Source organism: Nocardiopsis sp. NPDC006938 (assembly GCF_042869555.1).
Classification (GTDB): domain Bacteria; phylum Actinomycetota; class Actinomycetes; order Streptosporangiales; family Streptosporangiaceae; genus Nocardiopsis.
The window spans coordinates 20,019-40,685 of the sequence record NZ_JBIAGA010000005.1; the positions used below are offsets into that span (position 1 = coordinate 20,019).

General features: G+C 64.3%; 16 protein-coding genes. 9 read left to right on the forward strand and 7 right to left on the reverse strand.

All coding sequences use genetic code 11. The features are described from left to right. Positions 1 to 127: 127 nt before the first annotated feature. Together ACFYL4_RS09590 and ACFYL4_RS09595 are read right to left on the reverse strand one after the other, a co-directional pair. A complete protein-coding gene (locus tag ACFYL4_RS09590; protein ID WP_387517851.1) occupies positions 128 to 1,543 on the reverse strand; it encodes a GntP family permease in 1,416 nt (471 codons plus the stop codon). 320 nt (positions 1,544 to 1,863) lie between these two features. Continuing rightward, a complete protein-coding gene (locus tag ACFYL4_RS09595; protein ID WP_387517853.1) occupies positions 1,864 to 2,076 on the reverse strand; it encodes a hypothetical protein in 213 nt (70 codons plus the stop codon). 258 nt (positions 2,077 to 2,334) lie between these two features. Here ACFYL4_RS09595 and ACFYL4_RS09600 point away from each other — a divergent pair, with 258 nt between their 5' ends. The 5 genes from ACFYL4_RS09600 (at position 2,335) to ACFYL4_RS09620 (ending at position 5,905) form a co-directional block, all read left to right on the forward strand. After that, the gene (locus ACFYL4_RS09600) at positions 2,335 to 2,610 is read left to right on the forward strand and encodes a hypothetical protein (RefSeq protein WP_387517855.1); all 276 of its coding nucleotides are present in this window, start codon (positions 2,335 to 2,337) and stop codon (positions 2,608 to 2,610) included. A 46-nt stretch (positions 2,611 to 2,656) separates the two neighbouring features. Next, a complete protein-coding gene (locus ACFYL4_RS09605) occupies positions 2,657 to 2,926 on the forward strand; it encodes a hypothetical protein (protein ID WP_387517857.1) in 270 nt (89 codons plus the stop codon). Positions 2,927 to 2,947: 21 nt separating this feature from the next. After that, positions 2,948 to 3,292 (forward strand): hypothetical protein, encoded by a 345-nt coding sequence (locus tag ACFYL4_RS09610; protein WP_387517859.1) that lies wholly within the window; start codon positions 2,948 to 2,950, stop codon positions 3,290 to 3,292. Beyond that, positions 3,292 to 5,181 carry a DNA/RNA helicase domain-containing protein gene (locus ACFYL4_RS09615; protein ID WP_387517861.1) on the forward strand — a complete coding sequence of 630 codons (1,890 nt, stop codon included), beginning with the start codon at positions 3,292 to 3,294 and terminating at the stop codon, positions 5,179 to 5,181. Before ACFYL4_RS09610 ends, ACFYL4_RS09615 begins: the two co-directional genes overlap by 1 nt. Positions 5,182 to 5,266: 85 nt before the next feature. After that, positions 5,267 to 5,905: a hypothetical protein gene (locus ACFYL4_RS09620; RefSeq protein ID WP_387517863.1), complete on the forward strand. Its 639-nt coding sequence runs from the start codon at positions 5,267 to 5,269 to the stop codon at positions 5,903 to 5,905. Here the strand turns inward: ACFYL4_RS09620 and ACFYL4_RS09625 are convergent. Then, positions 5,859 to 6,956, reverse strand: a complete 1,098-nt coding sequence (locus ACFYL4_RS09625; RefSeq protein ID WP_387517865.1) for a hypothetical protein — start codon at positions 6,954 to 6,956, stop codon at positions 5,859 to 5,861. The two genes, ACFYL4_RS09620 and ACFYL4_RS09625, sit on opposite strands and share 47 nt — an antisense overlap. 376 nt (positions 6,957 to 7,332) lie before the next feature. On the opposite strand from ACFYL4_RS09625, the gene pglW reads away from it, so the two are divergent. After that, positions 7,333 to 11,619, forward strand: coding sequence for a BREX system serine/threonine kinase PglW (pglW, locus tag ACFYL4_RS09630; RefSeq protein ID WP_387517866.1), 4,287 nt, complete (start codon positions 7,333 to 7,335; stop codon positions 11,617 to 11,619). A 733-nt stretch (positions 11,620 to 12,352) separates the two neighbouring features. On the opposite strand, the gene ACFYL4_RS09635 is transcribed toward pglW, so the two are convergent. The 4 genes from ACFYL4_RS09635 to ACFYL4_RS09650 all read right to left on the reverse strand — a co-directional run bounded on the left by ACFYL4_RS09635 (position 12,353) and on the right by ACFYL4_RS09650 (position 15,251). Further along, positions 12,353 to 12,964 (reverse strand): DUF6879 family protein, encoded by a 612-nt coding sequence (locus ACFYL4_RS09635; protein WP_387517868.1) that lies wholly within the window; start codon positions 12,962 to 12,964, stop codon positions 12,353 to 12,355. Further along, entirely contained in the window at positions 12,957 to 13,226 is a 270-nt protein-coding gene (locus ACFYL4_RS09640; RefSeq protein ID WP_387517870.1) for a hypothetical protein, read from the reverse strand. Before ACFYL4_RS09640 ends, ACFYL4_RS09635 begins: the two co-directional genes overlap by 8 nt. 982 nt (positions 13,227 to 14,208) lie before the next feature. Next, positions 14,209 to 14,391: a DUF397 domain-containing protein gene (locus tag ACFYL4_RS09645; protein ID WP_387517872.1), complete on the reverse strand. Its 183-nt coding sequence runs from the start codon at positions 14,389 to 14,391 to the stop codon at positions 14,209 to 14,211. Further along, positions 14,388 to 15,251, reverse strand: coding sequence for a helix-turn-helix domain-containing protein (locus ACFYL4_RS09650; RefSeq protein WP_387517874.1), 864 nt, complete (start codon positions 15,249 to 15,251; stop codon positions 14,388 to 14,390). Before ACFYL4_RS09650 ends, ACFYL4_RS09645 begins: the two co-directional genes overlap by 4 nt. Positions 15,252 to 15,488: 237 nt before the next feature. Here ACFYL4_RS09650 and ACFYL4_RS09655 point away from each other — a divergent pair, with 237 nt between their 5' ends. The 3 genes from ACFYL4_RS09655 (at position 15,489) to pglX (ending at position 20,376) form a co-directional block, all read left to right on the forward strand. After that, positions 15,489 to 16,055: an ATP-binding protein gene (locus tag ACFYL4_RS09655; RefSeq protein WP_387517876.1), complete on the forward strand. Its 567-nt coding sequence runs from the start codon at positions 15,489 to 15,491 to the stop codon at positions 16,053 to 16,055. A gap of 107 nt (positions 16,056 to 16,162) precedes the next feature. Further along, the gene (locus ACFYL4_RS09660; protein WP_387517878.1) at positions 16,163 to 16,495 is read left to right on the forward strand and encodes a hypothetical protein; all 333 of its coding nucleotides are present in this window, start codon (positions 16,163 to 16,165) and stop codon (positions 16,493 to 16,495) included. Between the two features lie 155 nt (positions 16,496 to 16,650). Next, positions 16,651 to 20,376 (forward strand): BREX-2 system adenine-specific DNA-methyltransferase PglX, encoded by a 3,726-nt coding sequence (gene pglX / locus ACFYL4_RS09665; protein WP_387517880.1) that lies wholly within the window; start codon positions 16,651 to 16,653, stop codon positions 20,374 to 20,376. Positions 20,377 to 20,667: the final 291 nt, after the last annotated feature.

Sequence of the window (20,667 nt, forward strand, 5' to 3'; positions counted from 1 at the left end):
CGGCACCTCCGCTCCGGCCATCGTGTGCGCCGGGTGCGGACGCACCGTGACCGCGGGTTGCGCCCGCACGGAGAACCCGATCGAGGCGATGCCCAGACCGGGTTCTCCGTGCTCCACTCCTCTTCGCTCAGAACGATCCGACGACGGAGACCAAGCTCACGAGCGCGATGACCACGAAGACCGGGATGACCAGGGTCACGACACCGAGGTCCTTGTAGGACTGGCGGTGGGTGAGCCCGCAGACGATGAGCAGGGTGACCACGGCACCGGAGTGCGGCAGCGTGTCGAGACCGCCCGCCGCCATGGCCGTGAGCCGGTGCATCGCCTCCATGCTGACGCCCTCCTGCTCGGCCATGATCCGCAGGTCGTCGCCGAGGGCGTTGAGCGCGATCGTCATACCGCCCGAGGAGGAACCGGTGAGCCCGGCGGTGATGGACACGGAGAGGACCGAGGTCCACAGTGCGCTCACACCGAGACCGAAGACGGAGTCGCGGACGACGGCGAAGGCGGCGACCGAGGCGACCACCGCGCCGTAACCCACCTCGGAGGCGGTGCTGAAGATCGGCAGCATGGACCGCTTGGCCCCGTCGACGCATCCGGTCCACACCGTGGCGAGCTGGCGGACGTTGAGGGCGACCAGGACGAGGATCGCCGCGATGATCCCGAGCAACACGGCCCACAGCCCGAGGCGCTGCTCGATGGTGATCCCGCCGAACTTCTCGTCCGCCAGGTAGGACCAGTCGAGTGCCGGAAAGATGATCAGGGTGCACGCGAAGTTCACCGCGAACACCGTGAGCAGCGGCAGGAACGGAACGAGGCGGTTCGGCGGTTCGAGCGTGGTGACCTGGTGTCCGGCGCCGACGTCGGAGGCACCGCCGACCGCACGCGCGCTCTCGGGACTGTCGAAGCTCTCACCCTTGCGGATCAGCGCGGTGCGCCGGTATTCGAGCCACAGCAGGCCGAGACCGAAGATGAGGGCACCACCCAGCAGCCCGGTCCCGGCACCGGCGAACGAACCGGTGCCGAAGAACTGTCCCGGAATGATGTTCTGCAACTGCGGGCTGCCGGGCAGCGCGGTCATCGTGAAGGTGAAGATGCCGAGCGCGATGGTCGCGGGGATGAGGCGTCGGGGGATGTCGGCGACCCGGAAGAGCTCGCGCGCCAGCGGGTACATCACGAAGGCCACGACGAAGAGGCTGACGCCCCCGTAGGTCATGAGGGCCGAGGTGACGATCGTCGCCGCGATCGCGCTCCGGGACCCCACCAGCTTCGTCACGGTGCGGGCGATGCTCTCCGCGTAGCCGGTGACGGTCATCAGGACACCGAAGATCGCACCGAACAGGAACACCGGGAACCAGCTGCCGACGAAACCGGCCATCGCCGGCATGAAGATCTCGGTGTAGGAGGCCAGGATCGGTGCCCCGGAGAAGACCACCGCGACCGCCGAGGCGAGAGGGGCGGCGAGGATGACGGGGACGCCGCGGTAGGCGAGGGTGATGAGCAGGAGCAGGGACGTGACGATGCCTATGATTCCCAGTGCCATGGGACTCCTCGGGGGGTTGGGGCAACCAGTGCCGAATTCTCACCGGGAGACGAGGGCGTCTCCAAGGGCTGGGCGCGGTCGTCCGGTGGCTGGGGGACGTCCCGCGTCGGTGGGGTCGTTACCGCTGGTCGGGCGGTCGATCACGTCGGTCATCCTCGTGCCGAAGCGACGGTCGGGGAAATGGTGAACAGTGAGGTAAACCACGCGAAGCTGTAGGGGGTTCGGGGGTTGAATCCGCGTTGGGGTTTGTGGTAATCCGCGCGAGTTCACACCGTTCCCACCCTCGCCGGGCACGGTGACGGGGGAGCCGTGTTCTCCGCCTACGGCCCCGCGGGGTACGCGACCTGTGCGAGGGCGTCGCGCGTAACGCCCCAGCGCCGCTCACCGCCGGACCCGGCCACCCGGTGGGGATCACGTCCGCGTGCAGGGTCCTGGTCACGGTCGGGCCCGACCCGGATGTCGATCAGGTCGTTGGCGGGGAAGAGGAAGCTCCGATAGCAGGTGCGGATCTCGACGAGTGCGCGAACGTGCATGAAGGCACGGCGTACGTGTTCGGAAACCCGCCTCCCGCGCCCCTCTTCCAGAACGGGTTCGTCAACGCACAGGGGTGCGGAGAATCGGTGGTAGGCCGCCAATTCACGCTCCGGGATGGCTGTGAACAGGCGATTCAACGGAGCACTCCGAATGTCGTTGGATTTCCGTAGCATAGGAATTCCCGGGAGTCGGTTGCCGTCGGCCGGAGGACACGACGCCCCACCCACAGGGGTCGGGGGAACACGCTGAGGAGGATTGTGGCGGAAGAAGCGGGCAAGAAGGACGTCGCCGAGGTCTACGTCTACGTCGGCAAGGACGGCGCGAAGAATCTGCGTCGCGGTATTGACGCATCGGTCTGGGGTTGGAAGCCGGAGACCGCGGAACAGAAGGGGCACCATGCGGTGATCTCTTCGCTCAAGGAGGGGGACCTCCTCTACCTCGGGCACCTCGGGCTGGGGAGGATGCCCGGTCCTGAAGCGCAGACGCGAACGGTCTCCGAGCTCGTGGTCACCCGACTGACCGGCGCTTCCTAACTATGACGAGGCGCCGGTCTGGGATGACGAGACCCATCCCTATCGCGTGCCGCTGGAAGTCGTGGAGACCCGGTACGACGTCACTCGCGCGGACATCGGTGCCGAGGCGATCGAGGCGCTTCGCAAGTCCGCGAGCGGCCAGGGCGGCCCCAAGCACCCGGAGGCCTACCAGTCGGTTGTGGAGCAGCTCCTGGACGAGGCGATCAAGGCGCACAAGGGTGATCTCCTCGACCCGGACGACCCCGCTGACCAGGCGAATCTCGATCTTCCCCCGGTACTGGACCGTCCCGCCTACATCTATGTCCGTGCTGAGTAGAAGAAGCTTCGCGCCAAGAAGTTGGGGGACAAGACCGAGGTGGCCTGCGATCTGTGCCAGTTGGTCCTGCCCAGGCGGCTGGTGCACACCGCGCACATCAAGCGGCGCAGCGAGAGTTCACCCTACGAGCGCGGCGACCTGAACAACGTCATGAACGCCTGTGTCCTGGGCTGTGACTCCCTTTTCGAACACGGCTTCGTGTATGTCGACGTCGATGGCTACATCCACGCGTCGGATCAGGTCAAAGGTGAGGGCCTCACCATCGCGTCCCTGCGCGTCGGGGACGACTGCTCAGCCTTCTCGAACAAGAGTGCGCACTACTTCGCCTGGCACCGTGAGAACATCGCCAACGTGAACGAGAGCTGATGCCGGAAACCTCCCCCATCCCCTTGAGGTACGTACACGCGGGCCGCGTGGGCGACGTGGCCCGGAGACTCCAGCGACCAGGCTTCGTCCGGCGCTGCGTGGAGGCCTACCAGCAGGTCGGATTCGGTGAGCCGGGCGAGTCCGAAGTCCATAGTTGGGTCAAGAGTTGGCCTCCGCTCTTGGACGCGCTGCTTCGGGCGGGCCTGGACGACCTGTGGATCTACCTCGAGTTCGGTACTCCCGAAGGTGACAGCCGCTTCGACGCCCTCCTCCTGGGTCAACGGCGCACGAACGAACTCGTCGCCGTCGTCGTGGAACTCAAACAGTGGACTGAGGTCGAGTCACTGCCTTATGACCGGGTTCGACTGAAGTGGGATAACAGTGTGAGGACCCACCCTTCCTCGCAGGTCGCCAGCTATACAGCCTTCCTCCGTTTCTGGTTCGACTCTGAGAATCTCGACTTGGACGTCCGTGGCCTGGCGTATCTCCATGAGGCCGATGAGGAGCAGGTCGAGGTGTTCCGTGACTCTGTTCAACCCGAATACGCGTGCTCTGTGCTGAGCAGGGAGCAATTGGCTCGGGGAGTGGAAGAGGCGGAACTGCGGGCACGGCTGCTCTGCTCCGATGCCCGAGGTATCGATGAGGACGCCCATAAGTCCTTCGAGGCGTCATCTTGGCGCCCGAACCGGGAGCTTCTGTCCATGGTCGCTGATGCGATCGAACGGGAGCCTTCGTTCCGTCTGGTGGGAGGCCAGCAAGAGGCCTTTCTCGGTATCAAGGCGAAGGTGGATCGAGCCCTCGAGAGTGGACGCAGAAGCATCGTCCTAGTTCAGGGAGGTCCGGGAAGTGGCAAGACCGCACTGGCCATGAGGTTGCTCGGCAGTTATGCCAGGGGTGGAGAGTTCGGCGCTCGTTTCCGGAGTCCTTCAGGGGCACTCAACAGCAATCTCCGCAGAAGTACCAAAGAGGTGATCGGTTCCGCTTCGCTCTTCGGCCTGCCGAAAAATGCCGTTCAGGACGCGAGCCTCGTCCTTCTCGACGAAGCGCACCGGCTCGACGGCGGGGCAAGCGGATTCGAGACCCTGATCTCTGGGAACTACGCCCATGTCCCGGTCGTGGTGGTGTTCCTGGACGAGCGACAGAAGGTGCGCCCGGACGAGGGAGTGAAGGCGGGTGAGGTCCGTCAAGTCGTTGACAGCGCGGGTATCGAGCTGGTTTGCCACGAGCTGAACGGGAGCTTTCGCTGTAACGGGTCCAAGCGGTTCGCCACCTGGGTGGACGCACTGCTCTACGGTGACCCTGGACCGTGGGAAGGTGATGACTACGACTTCGCTATGGTGAACGACCCCTCACAGATGGAAGAGTGGCTCCACGCCTGTCTTCGAGAACGGGTGGCGGCCCGGGTAGCTGCGGGGTACTGCTGGAGCTGGGCAGAGTCGGCACCAGGACTCGAGCTGCCCGGGGTGAGTGTCGAGTGGCGGGACCACGAGACTGGTTCGCTCCGTCACTGGGCGATGCCCTGGAACCTGTACAAGGAACAGTACGACGAGAAAGGGAAGACGGTTCTTCCCGCTAGCAGGTTCTGGGCCACCGATCCGGGGGGTGCGCACCAGGTGGGTTGTGTCTACAGCGCGCAAGGGCTCGAGTACCAGGCCGCCGGTGTCATCTTCGGCCCCAATCTCGTCCGTCGTGGCGAGCAGTGGATTGCCGAGCCGCGGCGTAGCCACGACCCGGCGATGCGGTCTGTGGACGCCCATGACTACCTGCCGTTGGCGAAGAACATCTACCGGGTGCTCATGACCCGCGGCATGGGTTCGTGTCGCGTGTACTCCACCGACGAGGAGACTCAGGCGTTCCTGACCTCTCTCGTGCCGAGAGGCCTCAGATGACTTCGGGGTGACGGGCCCAAGGGCCCGTCACCCGTTCTGTGGAGAGCCCGAGACAGCGACGGGTTTCTCTGCCACCATCGTCTGGATGGAAATCCAACCCGCTCACTTCCATCAGTTCGTTGGCTCCACGGACGTCAGCACCGTGGAGATGAACCTGCGCGGAGGCAGTGTGACCGCTGTCTACCGTCCGGTTGAGGAGCAGCAGGCACTGCGCACAGCCGGGGAAGCCCTGGGCCCGCGTCTGGGCGTCTACGAGTTCCTCCAGGCACTGCCTCTGGGTGAGTGGGTTCCCATTAACACGTTGAGCGACCGCGAGCGAAGAATCCTCCCGGCCGTTCCCACGTGGGCCCGCAGGCGCAGGAGCGGTCAACTGCTCAGACTCGCCGACCGTCCTGTGCGACTCGGCCTGCTCGTTACCGTAGGAGCGGACTGGCTGGATTCCCTGGAACGCGCCTGTGTGCTGAGTCTGGGTGCTCCACGGATGGCGGTCTGCTCAGGTCTCTCGGGGGACAGGGAGCGTGCCGTGTGGGAAGCCGACTACCGCGGTGTGGGGCTGGCCGAGCACCGAGATGGGGAACTGCGAGTGCTGGTCTCGCCGAGGACAACAGTGCCCGAGTCCCTAGCGTCGCTACGCTGGAGGATGGCCGAGCGGGTGTTCGCGGCGTCTCAAGGGAAGTTCAAGACACAGAACCCGCCCAGAATCGCAGCGCCGGCGGAGGTCTGAAGACACTTCCCCTCGGAGTGACCGTCCTGTTGTACACCTCGTGGTGGCTGAGCGCATCGGCGCAGAGCTGCTGCCACGCAAGGCGTGCGACGTAGGGGTTGCGCTCCTTTCGGAGCTCTCGCCAGATCTCGGACCATACGTCGAGATTGTGGGCGTGAGCCTCGTTTGTGTCCTCCTTGTCCCGGAAGCTGGTGATCGACCTGCCTGGCGAATCCAGGTTCCCATTTCCTCCCTCGGACCAAGCGACGCAGGACCAGCAGGTACAGAAAGCAATGTCCTCGCGTAGGTGTACCGCCAGCTTCGCGCCTCGGTAGTAGGACAGGAGCCCTGGCACGAGGATGTTCGGGCTGGTGTCCGACGGATTCGGTACGAAGGATCGTTGTCGTGGTGGGTAGGTGCGTCTGGTCGAGCTCGTGTCGCCGATGGACGCGAAAGCCGCGCCATGGATCATGGTGTCGATCGCTGTCATATCGGTCCGCAGTAACGCGGTGTCCTCGGTCTCTCTGATGATTCTGCGCAAGGAGGCTGCCTGGGCTCTGCTGCCAACGGGGTTGCCTGTCGATCCCAGGATCAGTGCTTTCGGCAGTGTGGCTTCGTTGAGCAGGGAGATGAGGTCGTCAGGACGTTCGGTCAACCACGCCGCATCGAGTGGCACCGAGAGGACCAGGTTCGTTCTTTCGACCGTGTTGATCATCTTCACTGCTCGGCGTAGCGCGCTGACTCCTTCGGAAGACGAGTTGAGGTACCTGGTGGGTGTCAGGACCAGAGCCGCCTTATCGTCTTCCAATTGCCCCAGCGTCTCGGTCAGCGGATCTTTCTCGAAGAGACTGGGCTGCGCCAACGCGAACGGGGCGTCAGGAGTGGCCAGCTCCTTTTCGTACGCTGACGGATCCAGGACCAGAGGCCCCAGGGATCCGTGCCGCAGGGCATGGTTCCGTAGATTCTTCCGTGCCTCCTGCCCGGAGAAGACCACTCCCTGGGTCGAAGAGGACAATCGCCCCAATGGCGCGGACCGAGGGTCTTTGACATGCAACAGGATCTGGTCGCGCACGGAGTCCAGCGGGCTTTCAGCGGTCTGACGTACAGGGGGATGAACTGGGGGCACCTGCACCGCTTCACCTCATGAGAGTCCGCCTCTGTCGGTGCTGTGTCTCTTCCCCCTGACCAATGTCGCTTCACGGGAATGACCGGTAGCGGTCACGGGCGAGAGCCATCCGCGTTGCTGGAGTGACAGTGCGCTCTTTGAGTGGCTGATGCATCAGTTTGCCGCGTGAGCTCGCACCCCGCCGACGCTGTTGACAGCGCTTGTTGGTCTTCTCGGGTCCGGAGGGGAGTCGCAGGGATTCGTGACAACCCCTCCTGTCTCACGAGAGTCCTATGCTGGGCGGGCAGTCGCGCGTCGCAGAACCGGACAGGGAGCGGATCGGATGTCGAACCGGTGGTGGGGGAAGCCCTCGGAGTTCCCCTGGGAGCAGGCCGCGCTGGAGCACATCCGGGAACGGTTCCCGACCACTGGCAATTACCGTGCTTGGGCCGGTTTCACCTTCACCGCCCGCAACGAGCGCATCCGGGAGTGCGACCTGTTCGCGGTCACGCCCACCGGTGCCTACCTCATCGAGATCAAGAGCCACCCCGGACGCGCCACCAACCAGGGCAGTGAGTGGACCTTCGTTGACCGCGACGAACGCCGTCGAACCATCAGCAACCCCCTGCACCTGACCGACCTCAAGGCCAAGGAGCTGAAGAACCGCCTGCAGTGGGCGGTGAACAAGCTCGGTCTGCGGAATGTGCGGATCCCCTTCATCGAGGCGGGGGTGTTCCTCTCCGACCCCGGACTGCAATGCAAGTTCGACGAGGTCCAGAAGGCCAACGTCTACGGGCGCGACGGACTCGAGAAGCAGACCGACCTGCCCGGGGTGTCGGACGGGCTGATCAACACCCCCCACAGCAGGGTCGATCCGGGGTTCCTCAAACACGTCACCCGGCTGATGGAGACCATCGGCATCACGCCCATGGACCGCGCCCTCAAACTGGGGGAGTACACACTGGAGAAGCGGTCCTTCGACAGCGGACCCACCTGGACCGACTTCAAGGCCAAGCACCAGCGTCTCGGCGGACTCAGCCGAGTGCGCCTGTACCACTACGGCGAGGACGCGAACGAGGACGAACGCCGCTCCGTCGAACGCGCGGCCAAACGCGAGTACATGTCCCTGGAGGGCATCTCGCACGAAGGCATCGTCAAGGCCGAGTACTACGGGCTCATCGAGGAGGGCGGAACCGATCTGGGCCCGGCGATCGCCTTCCGTCACCACAAGTCCTGGCAGCGCCTGGACCACTTCATGGCCGAACACGGCGAGGGCCTGGACGTCGACACCCGCATGGTGATGGTCCGCCAACTCGCTGAGGCGGTCAACCACGCCCACCGCAACCGGCTCTACCACCGGGCGCTGGCGGCCCGCAGCGTGTGGGTGGAGATGGACGGCAACTACCCGCACCTGTACATCGCCGACTGGCAGGTGGCCTCCAGGGAGAGCCTGCGCCTGCGCGGCAACCGCACCTCGCACGCCGCCTCCAGCACCGGAGCCACCGAGCACCTGGACGCCGCTCTGGGAGGCCGGGCCCTCGCCGCGCACGTGGAGAAGGCCGCCGCCGTGTACCTGGCACCCGAGTTCCCCGACTACGCGGGCCGGGCGGCAGCCCAGGACCTGTTCGGACTGGGCGCCCTGACGTACCTGATCTTCACCGGGCGTCCCCCCGCGAGGGACCGCGCCGAGCTCAGCCAGACCATCCAGCAGCACGAGTGCCTCACCCCGGCGGCGGTCAGTGACGACATCGTCCCGCAGCTGGACACCCTGGTGCGGGAGTCGACCCAGCGCTCCCCGAACGACCGGCTGGCGACCGTGCAGGCGTTCCTGCGCGGCCTGGACGAGGTCGAGGAACGCCTGACCCTGCCCGAGGTCACGACCGACCCGCTCGAAGCCCGGACGGGGGACGAGATCACCTCGGGGTGGGAGGTGGGCGAGATCCTGGGCAAGGGCGCGACCTCCCGGGCCCTGCTGATGCGCAACCAGGCCGCTGGACGCGAGATCGTCTACAAGGTGGCGCTGAACACAGGATCCGCGGCGGCCGCTCTGCGCGGTGAGGCCGAGACCCTGCGCGAGGTGGGCGCGCATCCGCGGATCGTGGACATGGCCGCCACCGAGAAGGGGGCCGACCCCGGTCTAGAGGAGATCGGGGATCGCACCGTCCTGGTCCTGGAGCGCGCCGGACAGAAGACCCTCTCCGACTTCCTGGGCGAGGAGGGGGCGCTCACCAGTGGTGAACTCCACACCTTCGGTCAGCACCTGTTCGAGGCTCTGGAGCACCTGGAGGAGAGGGCCGTCCTGCACCGGGACATCAAACCCGCCAACCTGGGGGTGGCGCAGACCCGTAAGAAGGCGCGCGCCCTGTTGCTGTTCGACTTCTCGCTGTCCAAGGCTCCGCTGACCCACACCTCGGCCGGTACCCGGGGCTACCTCGACCCCTTCCTCGGTGAGAGCCGCCCCTACGATGACTTCGCCGAGCGCTACGCGGCCGCAGTGACTCTGCACGAGATGGCCACCGGCGAACTGCCGTTCTGGGACGAGGACGGTGTCTCTCCCGAGTTCCTCGGCGAGGACGTCGAGGTGCCCCGTCTGACGGAGGAGGCCTTCCCCAAACAGAGCCGTGCCGCGCTGGTGGACTTCTTCCACCGCGCCCTGCACCGGGACATCGGCAAGCGTTTCGCCTCCCTCGCGGACATGCGCACCGCGTGGCAGGCCTCCTTCCACGCCGCGCCCCCCGCCGAAGCGGCGCAGGACACGGAGGAGACCCGTCGGCGCAACATGGAGAGCTCCACGGTGGAGACCCCTCTCCACCTCGCGGGCCTGACCCCCCTCGCGGTGGACACCGCCCAGCGGATCCTGCGCTGCGAGACCGTGGGTCAGCTCCTGCGCACCCCGGTCCGGGACATCACGCACATGCGGGGCAGTACCCGGGGGATCCGCAACGAACTCAGCAGTGCCACGGCCTACTGGCGCAAGAGCCTGGACGTGGCCGAGTACGCGGTCCCGGCCAAGGCCAAGCTGCCCAGCGGCGCCGATGACGAGACCAAACGCAACGCCCTGCTCGACCAGGTGATTCGTCAGCTGCTGCCCAACACGACCGAGGCCAACCGGTGGTGGGTCCGGGTGGCACGTGAGCTTCTGGGCACCCCCGAGGGCAAGAAGGGTCTCCTGGACTGGTGGCCTACTCGGCGCGAGATCGCCAACCGGCTCTCTCTTCCCCAGGAGCGGGTCGAGGAGGCGCTGCAGGAGGCCTTCGCCTACTGGGCGAAGAACGCCTCACTCATGGGGTCGGTCCGTGACGACGTCACGGACATCCTCGACCGCAACAACCGGCTCCGGGAGGTGCGCCAGATCGCCTCCGAGCTGCTGTCCATGCGCGGCTCCACCCTGGAGACGGAGGAGCGTTCCGTGTACGCGCTCGCCGCGGTCCGCGCGGTGGTGGAGTACGAGGAGCAGCGGACCGAACAGCGCTTCGTGGCACGGCGCTACCCACGCAGGGTGATCGTCGCTCGGGTTATCGACAACGACCCCCTGGTACCGGTCGAGGGCGACCTGTTCGACTACGCCGAATCCCTCGGCGAGCGCGCTGACGAGCTCGTGGCACTCGGCGGCTCCGACGCCCTGCCCGGTCCCGGAACGGTGCGTGAGGCTCTGCGCGGAACGGAGCCGCCGGAGGGCATGAAGCCCTTTTCCGACACTGCCCTGGTGCAGCTCGCCGCGGCAGCATCGGAACGAGCGGCGGCGACCCCGCGACTGGAACTGTACCCGGTCGACCTCGACCTCGAGCGGGCCCTGCGCATCACCCAGGCCATCGGCTATCTGGGCAAACCCGGGATCACACCGGAGCAGATCAGCGACCGGGTGCGTTCGCGCTTCCCCGCCCTGCCCGCGCCGAGCCGCAAGCAGCTGCACACACTGCTCAAGCACCGCCACCCCAAACTCCGTGAGGAACGGGTTGGTGACACCGTCTGCTGGTACCTGGAGCCGGAGTTCACCACCTACCAGCCCTCGACCCACACCGGACACCACCACGAGCTGGACCAGGTGGGTACCGCGTCCCTGCAGGCCTGGCAGCGACTGGAACAGGCGGTCCAGCGGGGCGGCTACCGGGCGCTCAAGACCTGGCTGCCCGACACCGAGCGCTCAGCTCGGATGCTCACGCGTATGCCCGGCACCGTTCCCCTCGACGTCTCGACCGAGTTCGTCCGCGTGGTCGACGAGGTCATGGAGGCCAAGGGCAGGGGACTGACCTGGGAGCACCTCGCCAAGGCCGACAACAGTGAGCCCCGACCCAGGCCCTTCGAGACCCTGCTCCAGGAGGTGTTCCAGCGTCTGGGGGAGAGGGTGCGCACCGCGAGCGCGGAGTCTCCCGCCGGGAGCGGTGTGGTGATGCTCTACCGGGCGACGCCCCTGGCCCGTTACGAGGCGGGCCGGTCCCTCCTGGGCCGCCTCATCCAGGAGGCTCGCGAGGCCGACCGTGCACCGTACGGCCTGTGGCTGCTGTGCCCCATGCGGGGCCCGCAGACCCCGGCCACGCTGGACGGCCAGCCCGCCGGCATCATCGCCGACTCCGAGCAGGTGCTGCTTCCGAGGGGCTTCACCGCCCCGGAGGCGACGCTGGTCGGGTAGTCAGGTGACACATAGCCAGGTGACACATGCCGTCACCCCTCTCCACGGGGTGGCGGCGTCTCGCGTCGTTGTGAACCTTCCCGCTGCCGAACCGCTGTTCATTGGTGACCTGCCCCATGTGCCCTGCGGATTCCAGACCGTCCACATGCTGCGGAGCGCTGAGGATCCGTCTGACGAAGGAACGCGAATAGGTCGTTGAGTGCCTGGACGCTTCTCCGCCAGGTACGAGCGGTAGAGGGCGGACCGACTGTCGGTGTCGGGTGGGAGTGAGTCTGCGGCGACGCCAAAGGCCCGGAGGAACCGCTCCAACACCTGGTCTGGTGGCAGGGGCAGCCCGGGGCCGTGCCCCTGGAGGTCGACGTAGAGCTGTCCGTCGGGAAAGCGGCCGCGGACCCGGTGTGCCCAGCGCAGTGCCAGGGCGGTCTTGCCCACCCCGGCGGTACCGACGATGACGGGCATCGCCGCCTCTACTCGCCCGTCGGACTCCTGACCGGTACCGGGCATGTGGTTGCTGAGTAGCTCGAGCTCACCGGTGCGGTTCACGAATCCGCGCACGTCCGCGGGGAGCTGTCGCGGTACCAGGGCACCGGAGCTCTCCTGGCCGTCCCCGTGGAAGTGCACTCCACCACGGACGTCCCGAGCCTGGATCGCTCGTCCGGAGACACCCGACATCCGTGGCTGATGGCCGCTGGTCGAACCCTCCTCGGGTTCCTCGCCCGGAAGAGGCGTGTGCTCATCGAGCACGGGGCGTTCCCACTTCGGCCACCTCGCGGATGAAGTAGTCCTCCACGGGTTCGGCCCGCTCGTGCAGGGCGGCGATTTCGGACCGGCACTGTTCGAGGAGAGCACGGTCGGTATAGCGAACCGCTCCCTCGGCCTCTCCGTGAGCGTCGTAGAGGATCCGGTAGGTCACCTCTTCACCGAGGATGACGATCTCCGGGACGGGGCCTTCCGGTTCGAAGGCGGAGAGCGCCTCTGGGGTGACGACACGGATGTCCTCGCCGCACTGGGCTCGGATCCGTGCGGAGTGCAGCTCCCACAGCAGGTAGGTCGACAAGGGCTGCTCGACGACCCGAACCCGCCGGACCCGGCACCCGGCCTGGGCCAGACCTTCGAACATCTGGCGTAGCGCGGGACGATCAGCCTCCATCAGCCGAAGGGACTCCTCCCGGCGGCCCTGGAGGAAGGCCATCCAACTCTCGCTCTCCGGCTCGTGGAACGTCTGCTGCCGTTCGAGTTTCCAGACGTCGGCGTTGCGGAGCGATCGGAAGCGGTCTCCGAAGTCATCGCCGTACTCGGAGAGACTCAGATGGTCGCCGGGGAGGGAGCTGACAGAGTCAAGCATCTGCGATGTCCGATTTCGCTGAGACGAGTGTGGAACGGGGGATGATGACCAGCCGTTCGTCTTCTGCAATATCCACACCTTCAGGGAGGCGCGGAGCGTAGGAATCAGTGAGGTCACGGCCTATGGCCGCGATGTCCCCGTTGTCGAGCTCCCAGATGTCCGGGCATTTGTCGATGTGGTTGGAATTGCCGAGTTCAGCTGGTGACGCTCCGAGCCTGCGCTTCATTTCCGCTGATGAATCCGCTTCCCAAGGGTCTGCCATGGGTTCCCCTCCCGCGCGCTCCGGCATGGGGGGTGAGCGCGCTGCAAGCAAAATAACATGTACCGGTCGCGGGCCGAGAGTGGTCTTGGTGGGGGAGATCCAAGGTCGGGTTCGCCGTGGTGGCAGGGCCTCCGGATCCTGCCAGACAGTCGGTCGACGCCGGGGAAGTAGCAGCTCATGGCGAGATGCGGGCCTGGAGCGTGGACGGTTGATGTCCGGTTCCCTTGGGTGGCCTGGGCCGGATGAGGTGGGAGATCCCTGAAAGTCTCCGTAGGTCCTTGAGTGCTTCTGAGGAGTGGTCGCCAGCGTGGATCTGAAGTCTTTCTGTCCGCAGTTCAGGAGACTGATCGGTTGCGATGCTGTCAGGGCCGGAGTAAGCGACAAGAACCCCGATGTGGGGTATTTGCGCGATCAGTCAAATATGGGCTCAAGAAGCAGCAGGGCGCAGAGGGGATCAAACGCCCGTGCGTGCGTCCGGTGCCGGATCGCGCTTCGAGCTGCCTCCTGGGATTCGGAGGACCCGCAGTCAGTCGCGTTGGAGCGTGGTCCCCTCGACGTCGCGGGGGAGGAGTGGTGCACCAGCTTTTCGCCGGTGTGGCGGAGGGTGGCGATCTCCGCGCGGCTTCTCGCGGTGGGGCGCGGCCAGTGACCCGATCGCCCTCCAGGAACGCACCCTGCTTGTCGTACCGGCTCGCCTACGCTACCCGTCTCCCAGCTGGAAGACTTCGGGAACCTGACCACTGTGCCTGCCTCCCGAGCGGTGCCAGGGATGCCCCGGATCCCAGCAGAGATGACTGGTGGTTCCCCTGGGTGTTCGTATTGCCGCTCGCGGGAGATGAGCGCGAGAGCTCGGCGTCGAGTTGACTGGTCGTCGACGAGAGGTGGAGTCGCGCTGTCGTCGGCGGTCAGGGGGACCGTGGCTGCGAGAAACAGCGTGGTGGCCGACTGGACTGTGTCCGTCGACCACCACGTGACCCTGAGGTCAGCTCTGGGATGCGCAGGCCGATGTCAGGAAGGCGGACCACTCGGCTACAGGGAAGGGGACGTGGCCCCTGGCAAGGTTCTTCGAATCGCGGACAGCCGCTCCGCAGGGCAAGTCAGCGACCTCTACGCAGTCTTGGTCTTGGCCGCTGTAGCTGCTCTTCCGAAACACGAGGTCTGTCAATGGTTGCTCTCTTGAGTCGCTACCACTTCTCTTACGAAGCCGGCAGACAGGGCTGTGCTGAGCGCGGAACCCTGGACGTCTCCGAAGGTAGCGCAGTACTGGGAGACGTCATCAGTCTCTTCGATGAAGAGGGCGTCAGTCACGGTGCCGACGTAGACGACTGGCGTATCCAGGGGTTCCGTGAACTCCAAGATAGTAAACGGCGCAGCGAGGGCAGCATGTGCCCCAGCGGAGAAGGGGAGCACCTGGATGTCGATGTTCGGCAGCTGTGCCATGTAGAGCAGATGGTCGAGCTGCTCACGCATGGTTGTTGCGTCCCCGATCTGTCGGCGCAGGGCTGCCTCGTCGATCACGGCTCGGAGCTGGACGGGACGGAACCTGGTCAAGATCTCACGTCGTGCCATCCGAAACTCGACGCGACGTCGAACTTCGTCAGGGCTGACGTATCTGCCGCCCTGGAAGATGGCTTCGGCATACCCAGGAGTCTGGAGAAGCCCAGGGATGGTTTGAGTTGTGAAGGTTCGGATGACCGAAGCTTCGGCTTCGAAGTCAGGTAGAGCCCGATCGCCGAAGACGTCCTTGTACTTGGACCACCAACCCCTGACCTTGGCGTCCTTGGCCAGCGCATGCATGGCTTCGCGCATCCGTGGCTCGTTGACCTCGTACAGGTCCATCATCTTGTCAAGGTCGCCGCCAGAGATGCGTTTTGTCTCGGTTTTCTCGATCTTGCTTAATTTGCCTGCGCTCCACTGGAGAGCCTTCGCAGCCTGAGAGCCGGTCAGATTCTGGCGCTCGCGTGCACGTCGCAGCTCAGCAGCGAGGCGACGCAGTCGTAGGGAGGGGCTTCGTTCGATGGCCATGGCAGGATCCTAGCCGGAAACTCTCAATTTTCGAATTATTGCTTGACTGGAGTGTGATTGAGAGTAGAGTTTGACTGTAGCCAGTGATCGGGGTCTCACTGACAGTCCACAGGATCTCTGGCACTCAGGCTACGTCGTGCCCCTTTCCCTCCGCAGGGAAAACGTGAAGGTCATCGGCCTTGCGGGCACTCCCTCGACCCACGTGCAGCTTCCCTCTGCGTCAGGAGTCCGTTCGTCATGCCCGTTCTCGCCCCCGTACCCCCGATGGCCCAGGTGACCATCGCCCTCCACGAACTCGTGCCCCACTCCTACCGGCACTACTTCAACGGCCGACCCGACCGCCCCTACTACCGGACCCGCCGCTACGACTTCGGCGCCTCCCCGCTCTTCCTCCCACTGGTCCGCGCCTTCCTGAACACCTGCGCCGCCGAACAGAACCCCGACTACCGCTACCTCTTCACCCTCATCGGCTCCGAACTCGCCAGCAACGCCCTCAAACACTCCCGCTCCGGCCTGCCCGGACGCTCCTACCGGCTCCTGTGCGAACGCCACCGCGACGGACTTCGCGTCATCTGCCGCGACGACGGCGTCGCCACCGACCGCAGGATCGACTACAGGGAACGCCACCACCTCACCACCGACCCCGGCGGCCTGGACCCCACCAGCGACTCCGGACGCGGGCTGGCCATGATCGAGGCCCTGGCCACCGACTGGGGCGACAACGGCCGACCCAGCCACCGCGAAGTCTGGGGCTTCCTCGCCTACGACCTCCACGGCAGCGCCTGGCCCCACCTGACCCACTAGACCCACGAACGCAGGCACGAAAAAGGGCCCAGGAAAGCGCTCCAACGCTTCCCGGGCCCCCACACAACCCCGAATTCCACACTGCGACATGTAAGAAAGCAGGATCAGTGACGCATCCTATCCCCGCACCCCGACAGCCCTACACTCCCGACGCTCCGCTCCACCGCACCTCCATAACCGGACCGGCCTGCGCCTCCTGCGCACACCGCTCCTGCCGTGACCGCCGCGCCGAACGCCTGCCCCGCCTGGGCGGACACCTGGCCGAGTACCGCACCGAGCACGCCCTCGCCGCCACCCTCCAGGCCCGCAACCCCCACCTGATCATCTGGTACGGCGAGCACACCGGCTCCTACTGGATCGCCAACCCCACCGGCCTCACCGAAGTCCCCGACGCCCCCACTCTCACCCGGCTCCTGCCGCCCCTCGTCGAACTCTGGTAGCCGCGTCGGTCGAAGACGGTGGTGGACCTCCATACCTAGATGTCCACCACCGTCACACCGTGGGGATCACGATCGAGGATGCCGGTGTGACCAAGGTGCTCCACGCGTGACAATGGAGAGGTACCCCGTCCCTCTCGTTGTGGTTGGAGCCCCCCGTGGTCGATCAGGCGGCGCTGTTGAAGGACCTGCAAAAGCAGGTGAAGTTGTTGGAGGACGACCTACGCGAACGTGGTCAGGACCCGACAGCGATCAAGGGAACCGACTCCACCGGGGAGCCTGAGACCTTCGATGCCTCCCTCAAGCGCGAGTACCAGCGCGCGCGGGACGCCGAGCGTACGGCTGTCACCGAGGCGGAGTGGCGCGAGGGTCAGATCACCCAGGCCGCAGTGGCGTGGGTGCTGTCCACGGTCTTTCTGCGCTTCTGCGAGGACAACGGACTTCTTGAGCAGCCGTTCATCGCAGGTCCGAAGGATGAGCGTGACCGGTACGGCGTCGCCCAGGAGCTGAAGGAGGCATGGGTTCTCCAAGGACGGAGCGAGGACCCTGATGCACCCGAGCGAACTGACCGTGACTGGCTGGAGCATGCCTTCGAACAGATGAGCGTGTCCTCGGTCATGGCGGGGCTCTTCGACAAGCGGCACAACCCCATGTGGACCATCACCCCGTCCCACTCGGCCGCCAAGCAGATCATCGACTTCTGGCGTGCCGTGGGCGAAGACGGCCACTTGGTCCATGACTTCACCGACTCCGAGTGGAACACCCGTTTCCTGGGCGACCTCTACCAGGATCTGTCCGAGGCGACTCGGAAGAAGTACGCGCTGCTCCAGACACCGGAGTTCGTTGAGGAGTTCATCCTCGACTACACCCTGGAACCGGCGGTCGAGGAGTTCGGCCTCGACGGTAACCGCATCTACCAGAGGGACAACAAGGGCTTCCGCCTGATCGACCCGACCTGCGGGTCAGGGCACTTCCTTTTGGGGGCGTTTCATCGTCTTCTTGGCAAATGGCGTGAGGCTGAGCCGGGTACTTCGGACTGGGACCTGATCAGCCGTAGCCTGCGCAGCGTCCACGGCGTGGACAAGAACCCCTACGCAGTGGCCATCGCACGCTTCCGTCTCCTCATCGCCGCGATGAAGGAAGGTGGAATCTGGGAACTAAGTGCGAGCACGCCCGAGTGGCCAATCGTAGTTGCCTCGGGGGACTCGCTTATTCATGGTCGTGGAGCTTCTGGTGTTCAAGACTCACTTTTTTTGAGCAGAGATCTATCGCATTCGTATGCTACTGAAGATTTCCATGAATATGTGAAAGAATTTGATCTGCTTGGGCGGTCCAGCTATCATGCCGTTGTCGGAAATCCGCCATATGTGCAAGTCTCCGACGATGCGGAAAATCAAGCCTATCGGGCCAGCTATGCATCGTGCCATCGAGAGTACTCGCTCTCCGTTCCTTTTGCAGAACGGTTTTTCAATTTGGCGATGCGGGCCCCTTCTGATGGTCCTTCTGGGTTTGTTGGAAAAATAACTACAAATACATTCATGCGCAGGGAGTTTGGAAAGAAGCTGATCGAAGTCTTCTTTCGCAATGATGTTAGATTGACGCATGTTATCGATTCGTCAGGTGCGCATGTTCCAGGTCACGGGACTCCGACTGTAGTTCTTTTTGGTCGGAACGAGAAAAACTCCCACAGATCAACGGTTCGTGCGGCTCTAGGGATTCGTGGGGAACCGAACCTTCCCAGGAATCCTGCTGAGGGATTGGTTTGGAATTCCATTGTGTCTCAGATGTCAACTGCGGGAGACTCTGAGTCAAGTTGGATCAGCGTGGAAGGGCTTTCATGGTCTCGCCTTTCTGTGCATCCGTGGAATTTGAGTGGAGGAGGTGCCTCGCGGCTTAGGGAAAAAATCGAAGAAGCCTCCTCTAAAACCTTGTCTGATGTGGCGTTGCGTGTGGGGTTTTTCGGTATGACGCACGCGGATGATGTCATGCAGCTGGATAAACGAGTTTGGCAGCGAATGCCGGGATCCGAGGGCCTGCACAAGGCGCTAGTTGTGGGTGAGAGTGTTCGTGACTGGACTGCTATTAGCGATTTTTCGGTCTTCTTTCCTTATGACAAGTGTCGTCAACTGATCTCTGTGGGGGATGGGGGAGAGTGGTCTTATTTGTGGCGTTATCGAGCGCTACTGGGATCGCGTGCAACTTTCGGAAAAATGACGTACTTCTCGTCCGGGAAGACTTGGTATGAGTGGCACCAGATTCCCCGTGATGTTGGTGCGCATCCTTGGGCTATTCCATTTTCCTTCGTTTCCACTCACGCGAATTTCTCTCTAGAGAGGGAGGGTAGGGCGTTTAAGCAATCGGCGCCACTGATCAAGCTCCCTGTCGATGCTACAGAGCAGCAGTATTTGTCTCTGTTGGGAGTGTTGAATTCATCATTGGCTTGCTTTTGGCTCAAGCAAGTGTGTCATGACAAAGGAAGCCAGTCTGGCAGTGGTGGTTTCATGCATGACGAATGGGAAGTCTTCTATGAGTTTACCGGAACCAAAGTCAAAGAGTTTCCGCTCGCTGGTGGCGTTCTTCCGAGTGAAGTCGAAAAAATCGATGCCCTGGGGCAGGAATTGGTCTCTGCTGAGCCAGCTTCTCTGGCTAATTTGAACACTCCTAGTACGGTTCTAGTGGAGAAAGGTCGGATGCGGCAAGAGTCTGTCTTGCGGCGTATGACTTTCCTTCAAGAAGAACTTGACTGGAAAGTTTACAATCTCTACGGGATTATCTCTGATGATCAACTCAGGGAATTGGTCGTTTCAGATGATTCTGAAATCCCCATGATCAAAGCAGGGGAACGGGCCTTTGAGATCGTGCTTGCTCGCAAGGTGGCGGCTGGTGAAACCACAACGGTGTGGTTTAATCGGCATCGTTCTGATCCCATCACGGAGATCCCTGATTACTGGCCGGACGCATACAAGAAGGTCGTCGCCAAGCGGATCGAACTAATCGAGTCGGACAAGAACATCAACCTCCTCGAACGCCCCGAGTACAAGCGCCGCTGGCAGTCCGAGCCTTGGGAGAAGAAGCAGAAGGCGGCACTCAAGTCCTGGCTGCTGGACAAGTGCGAAGACCGGCGTCTTTGGTTCAACACCGATGACTACGGGGACGAGCGGGCCCACCCGCTCTCGCTTCGCGCCCTTGCCAACCGGGTCCGGGACCTGTTCCCCGAGGTAGCTGAAGTCGCTGCGCTCTACGACTCCACGAAGGATTTCGGTGAGGTCATCGTGGAGATCGTCAAAACCGAGCACGTTCCCTACCTCGCCGCCCTCCGCTACAAGGACACCGGTATGCGCAAGCGTGCCGACTGGGAGCAGGTCTGGGACCTCCAGCGTGAGGAGGACAAGCTCAACGCCGATCTCGCTGAGGGCGAGAAGGAACACCGCCTCGACATCCCCGTCCCGCCCAAGTACACGTCCGCTGACTTCCGTCGAAACGAGTACTGGTCCAACCGCGGCAAGCTCGACGTACCCAAGGAGCGGTTCGTCTCCTACCCGGGTGCGGAGACGGACACAGACTCGACCCTCCTGCTCGGTTGGGCCGGGTGGGACCACGCCGAGCAAGCGGACGCCCTCGGAACCCTCGCCCATGAGCGCCTCGACGAACTCGGCTGGGGTAAGGACGAGGACACCCGCGACAGGATGGTTCCGCTTCTCGCGGGGATGCTCGAGCTGCTTCCCTGGGTCCAGCAGTGGCACACCGAAGCCGACGAGTACGGCGAGACCCCTGCCGACCACCTCAAAGCGGACCTCGCCGAACTGCGTGACACCACCGGCATCACCGAGTCGGAGATGAAGGCCTGGCGTCCGCAATCCGCCCGAGGGCGCAAGAAGGCCTGAGCCCCAGGGCCCTCCGCTTCAACAATGCGGAGTCACCCCCACTTCACGGCCGGAGACCGCCCGCTGGTCTCCGGCCCGGGAACGCACAACACCCCTCAACTCGCGTCCATCCCTTGGACGCGGCGTGCTCATGCCGCCGCTCCTGTGGGCAAGCAGTGGGTTGAAACCGTATGACAACCCGAATCCCACCCCGTTCGTCACATCAGTGCCCCAACCCTCCTTCCAACACGGCAAGACGAACCTCCCCCAGTACCTCGCGCTTCACCGCTCCACCGCACAGGGTGTTCCTGT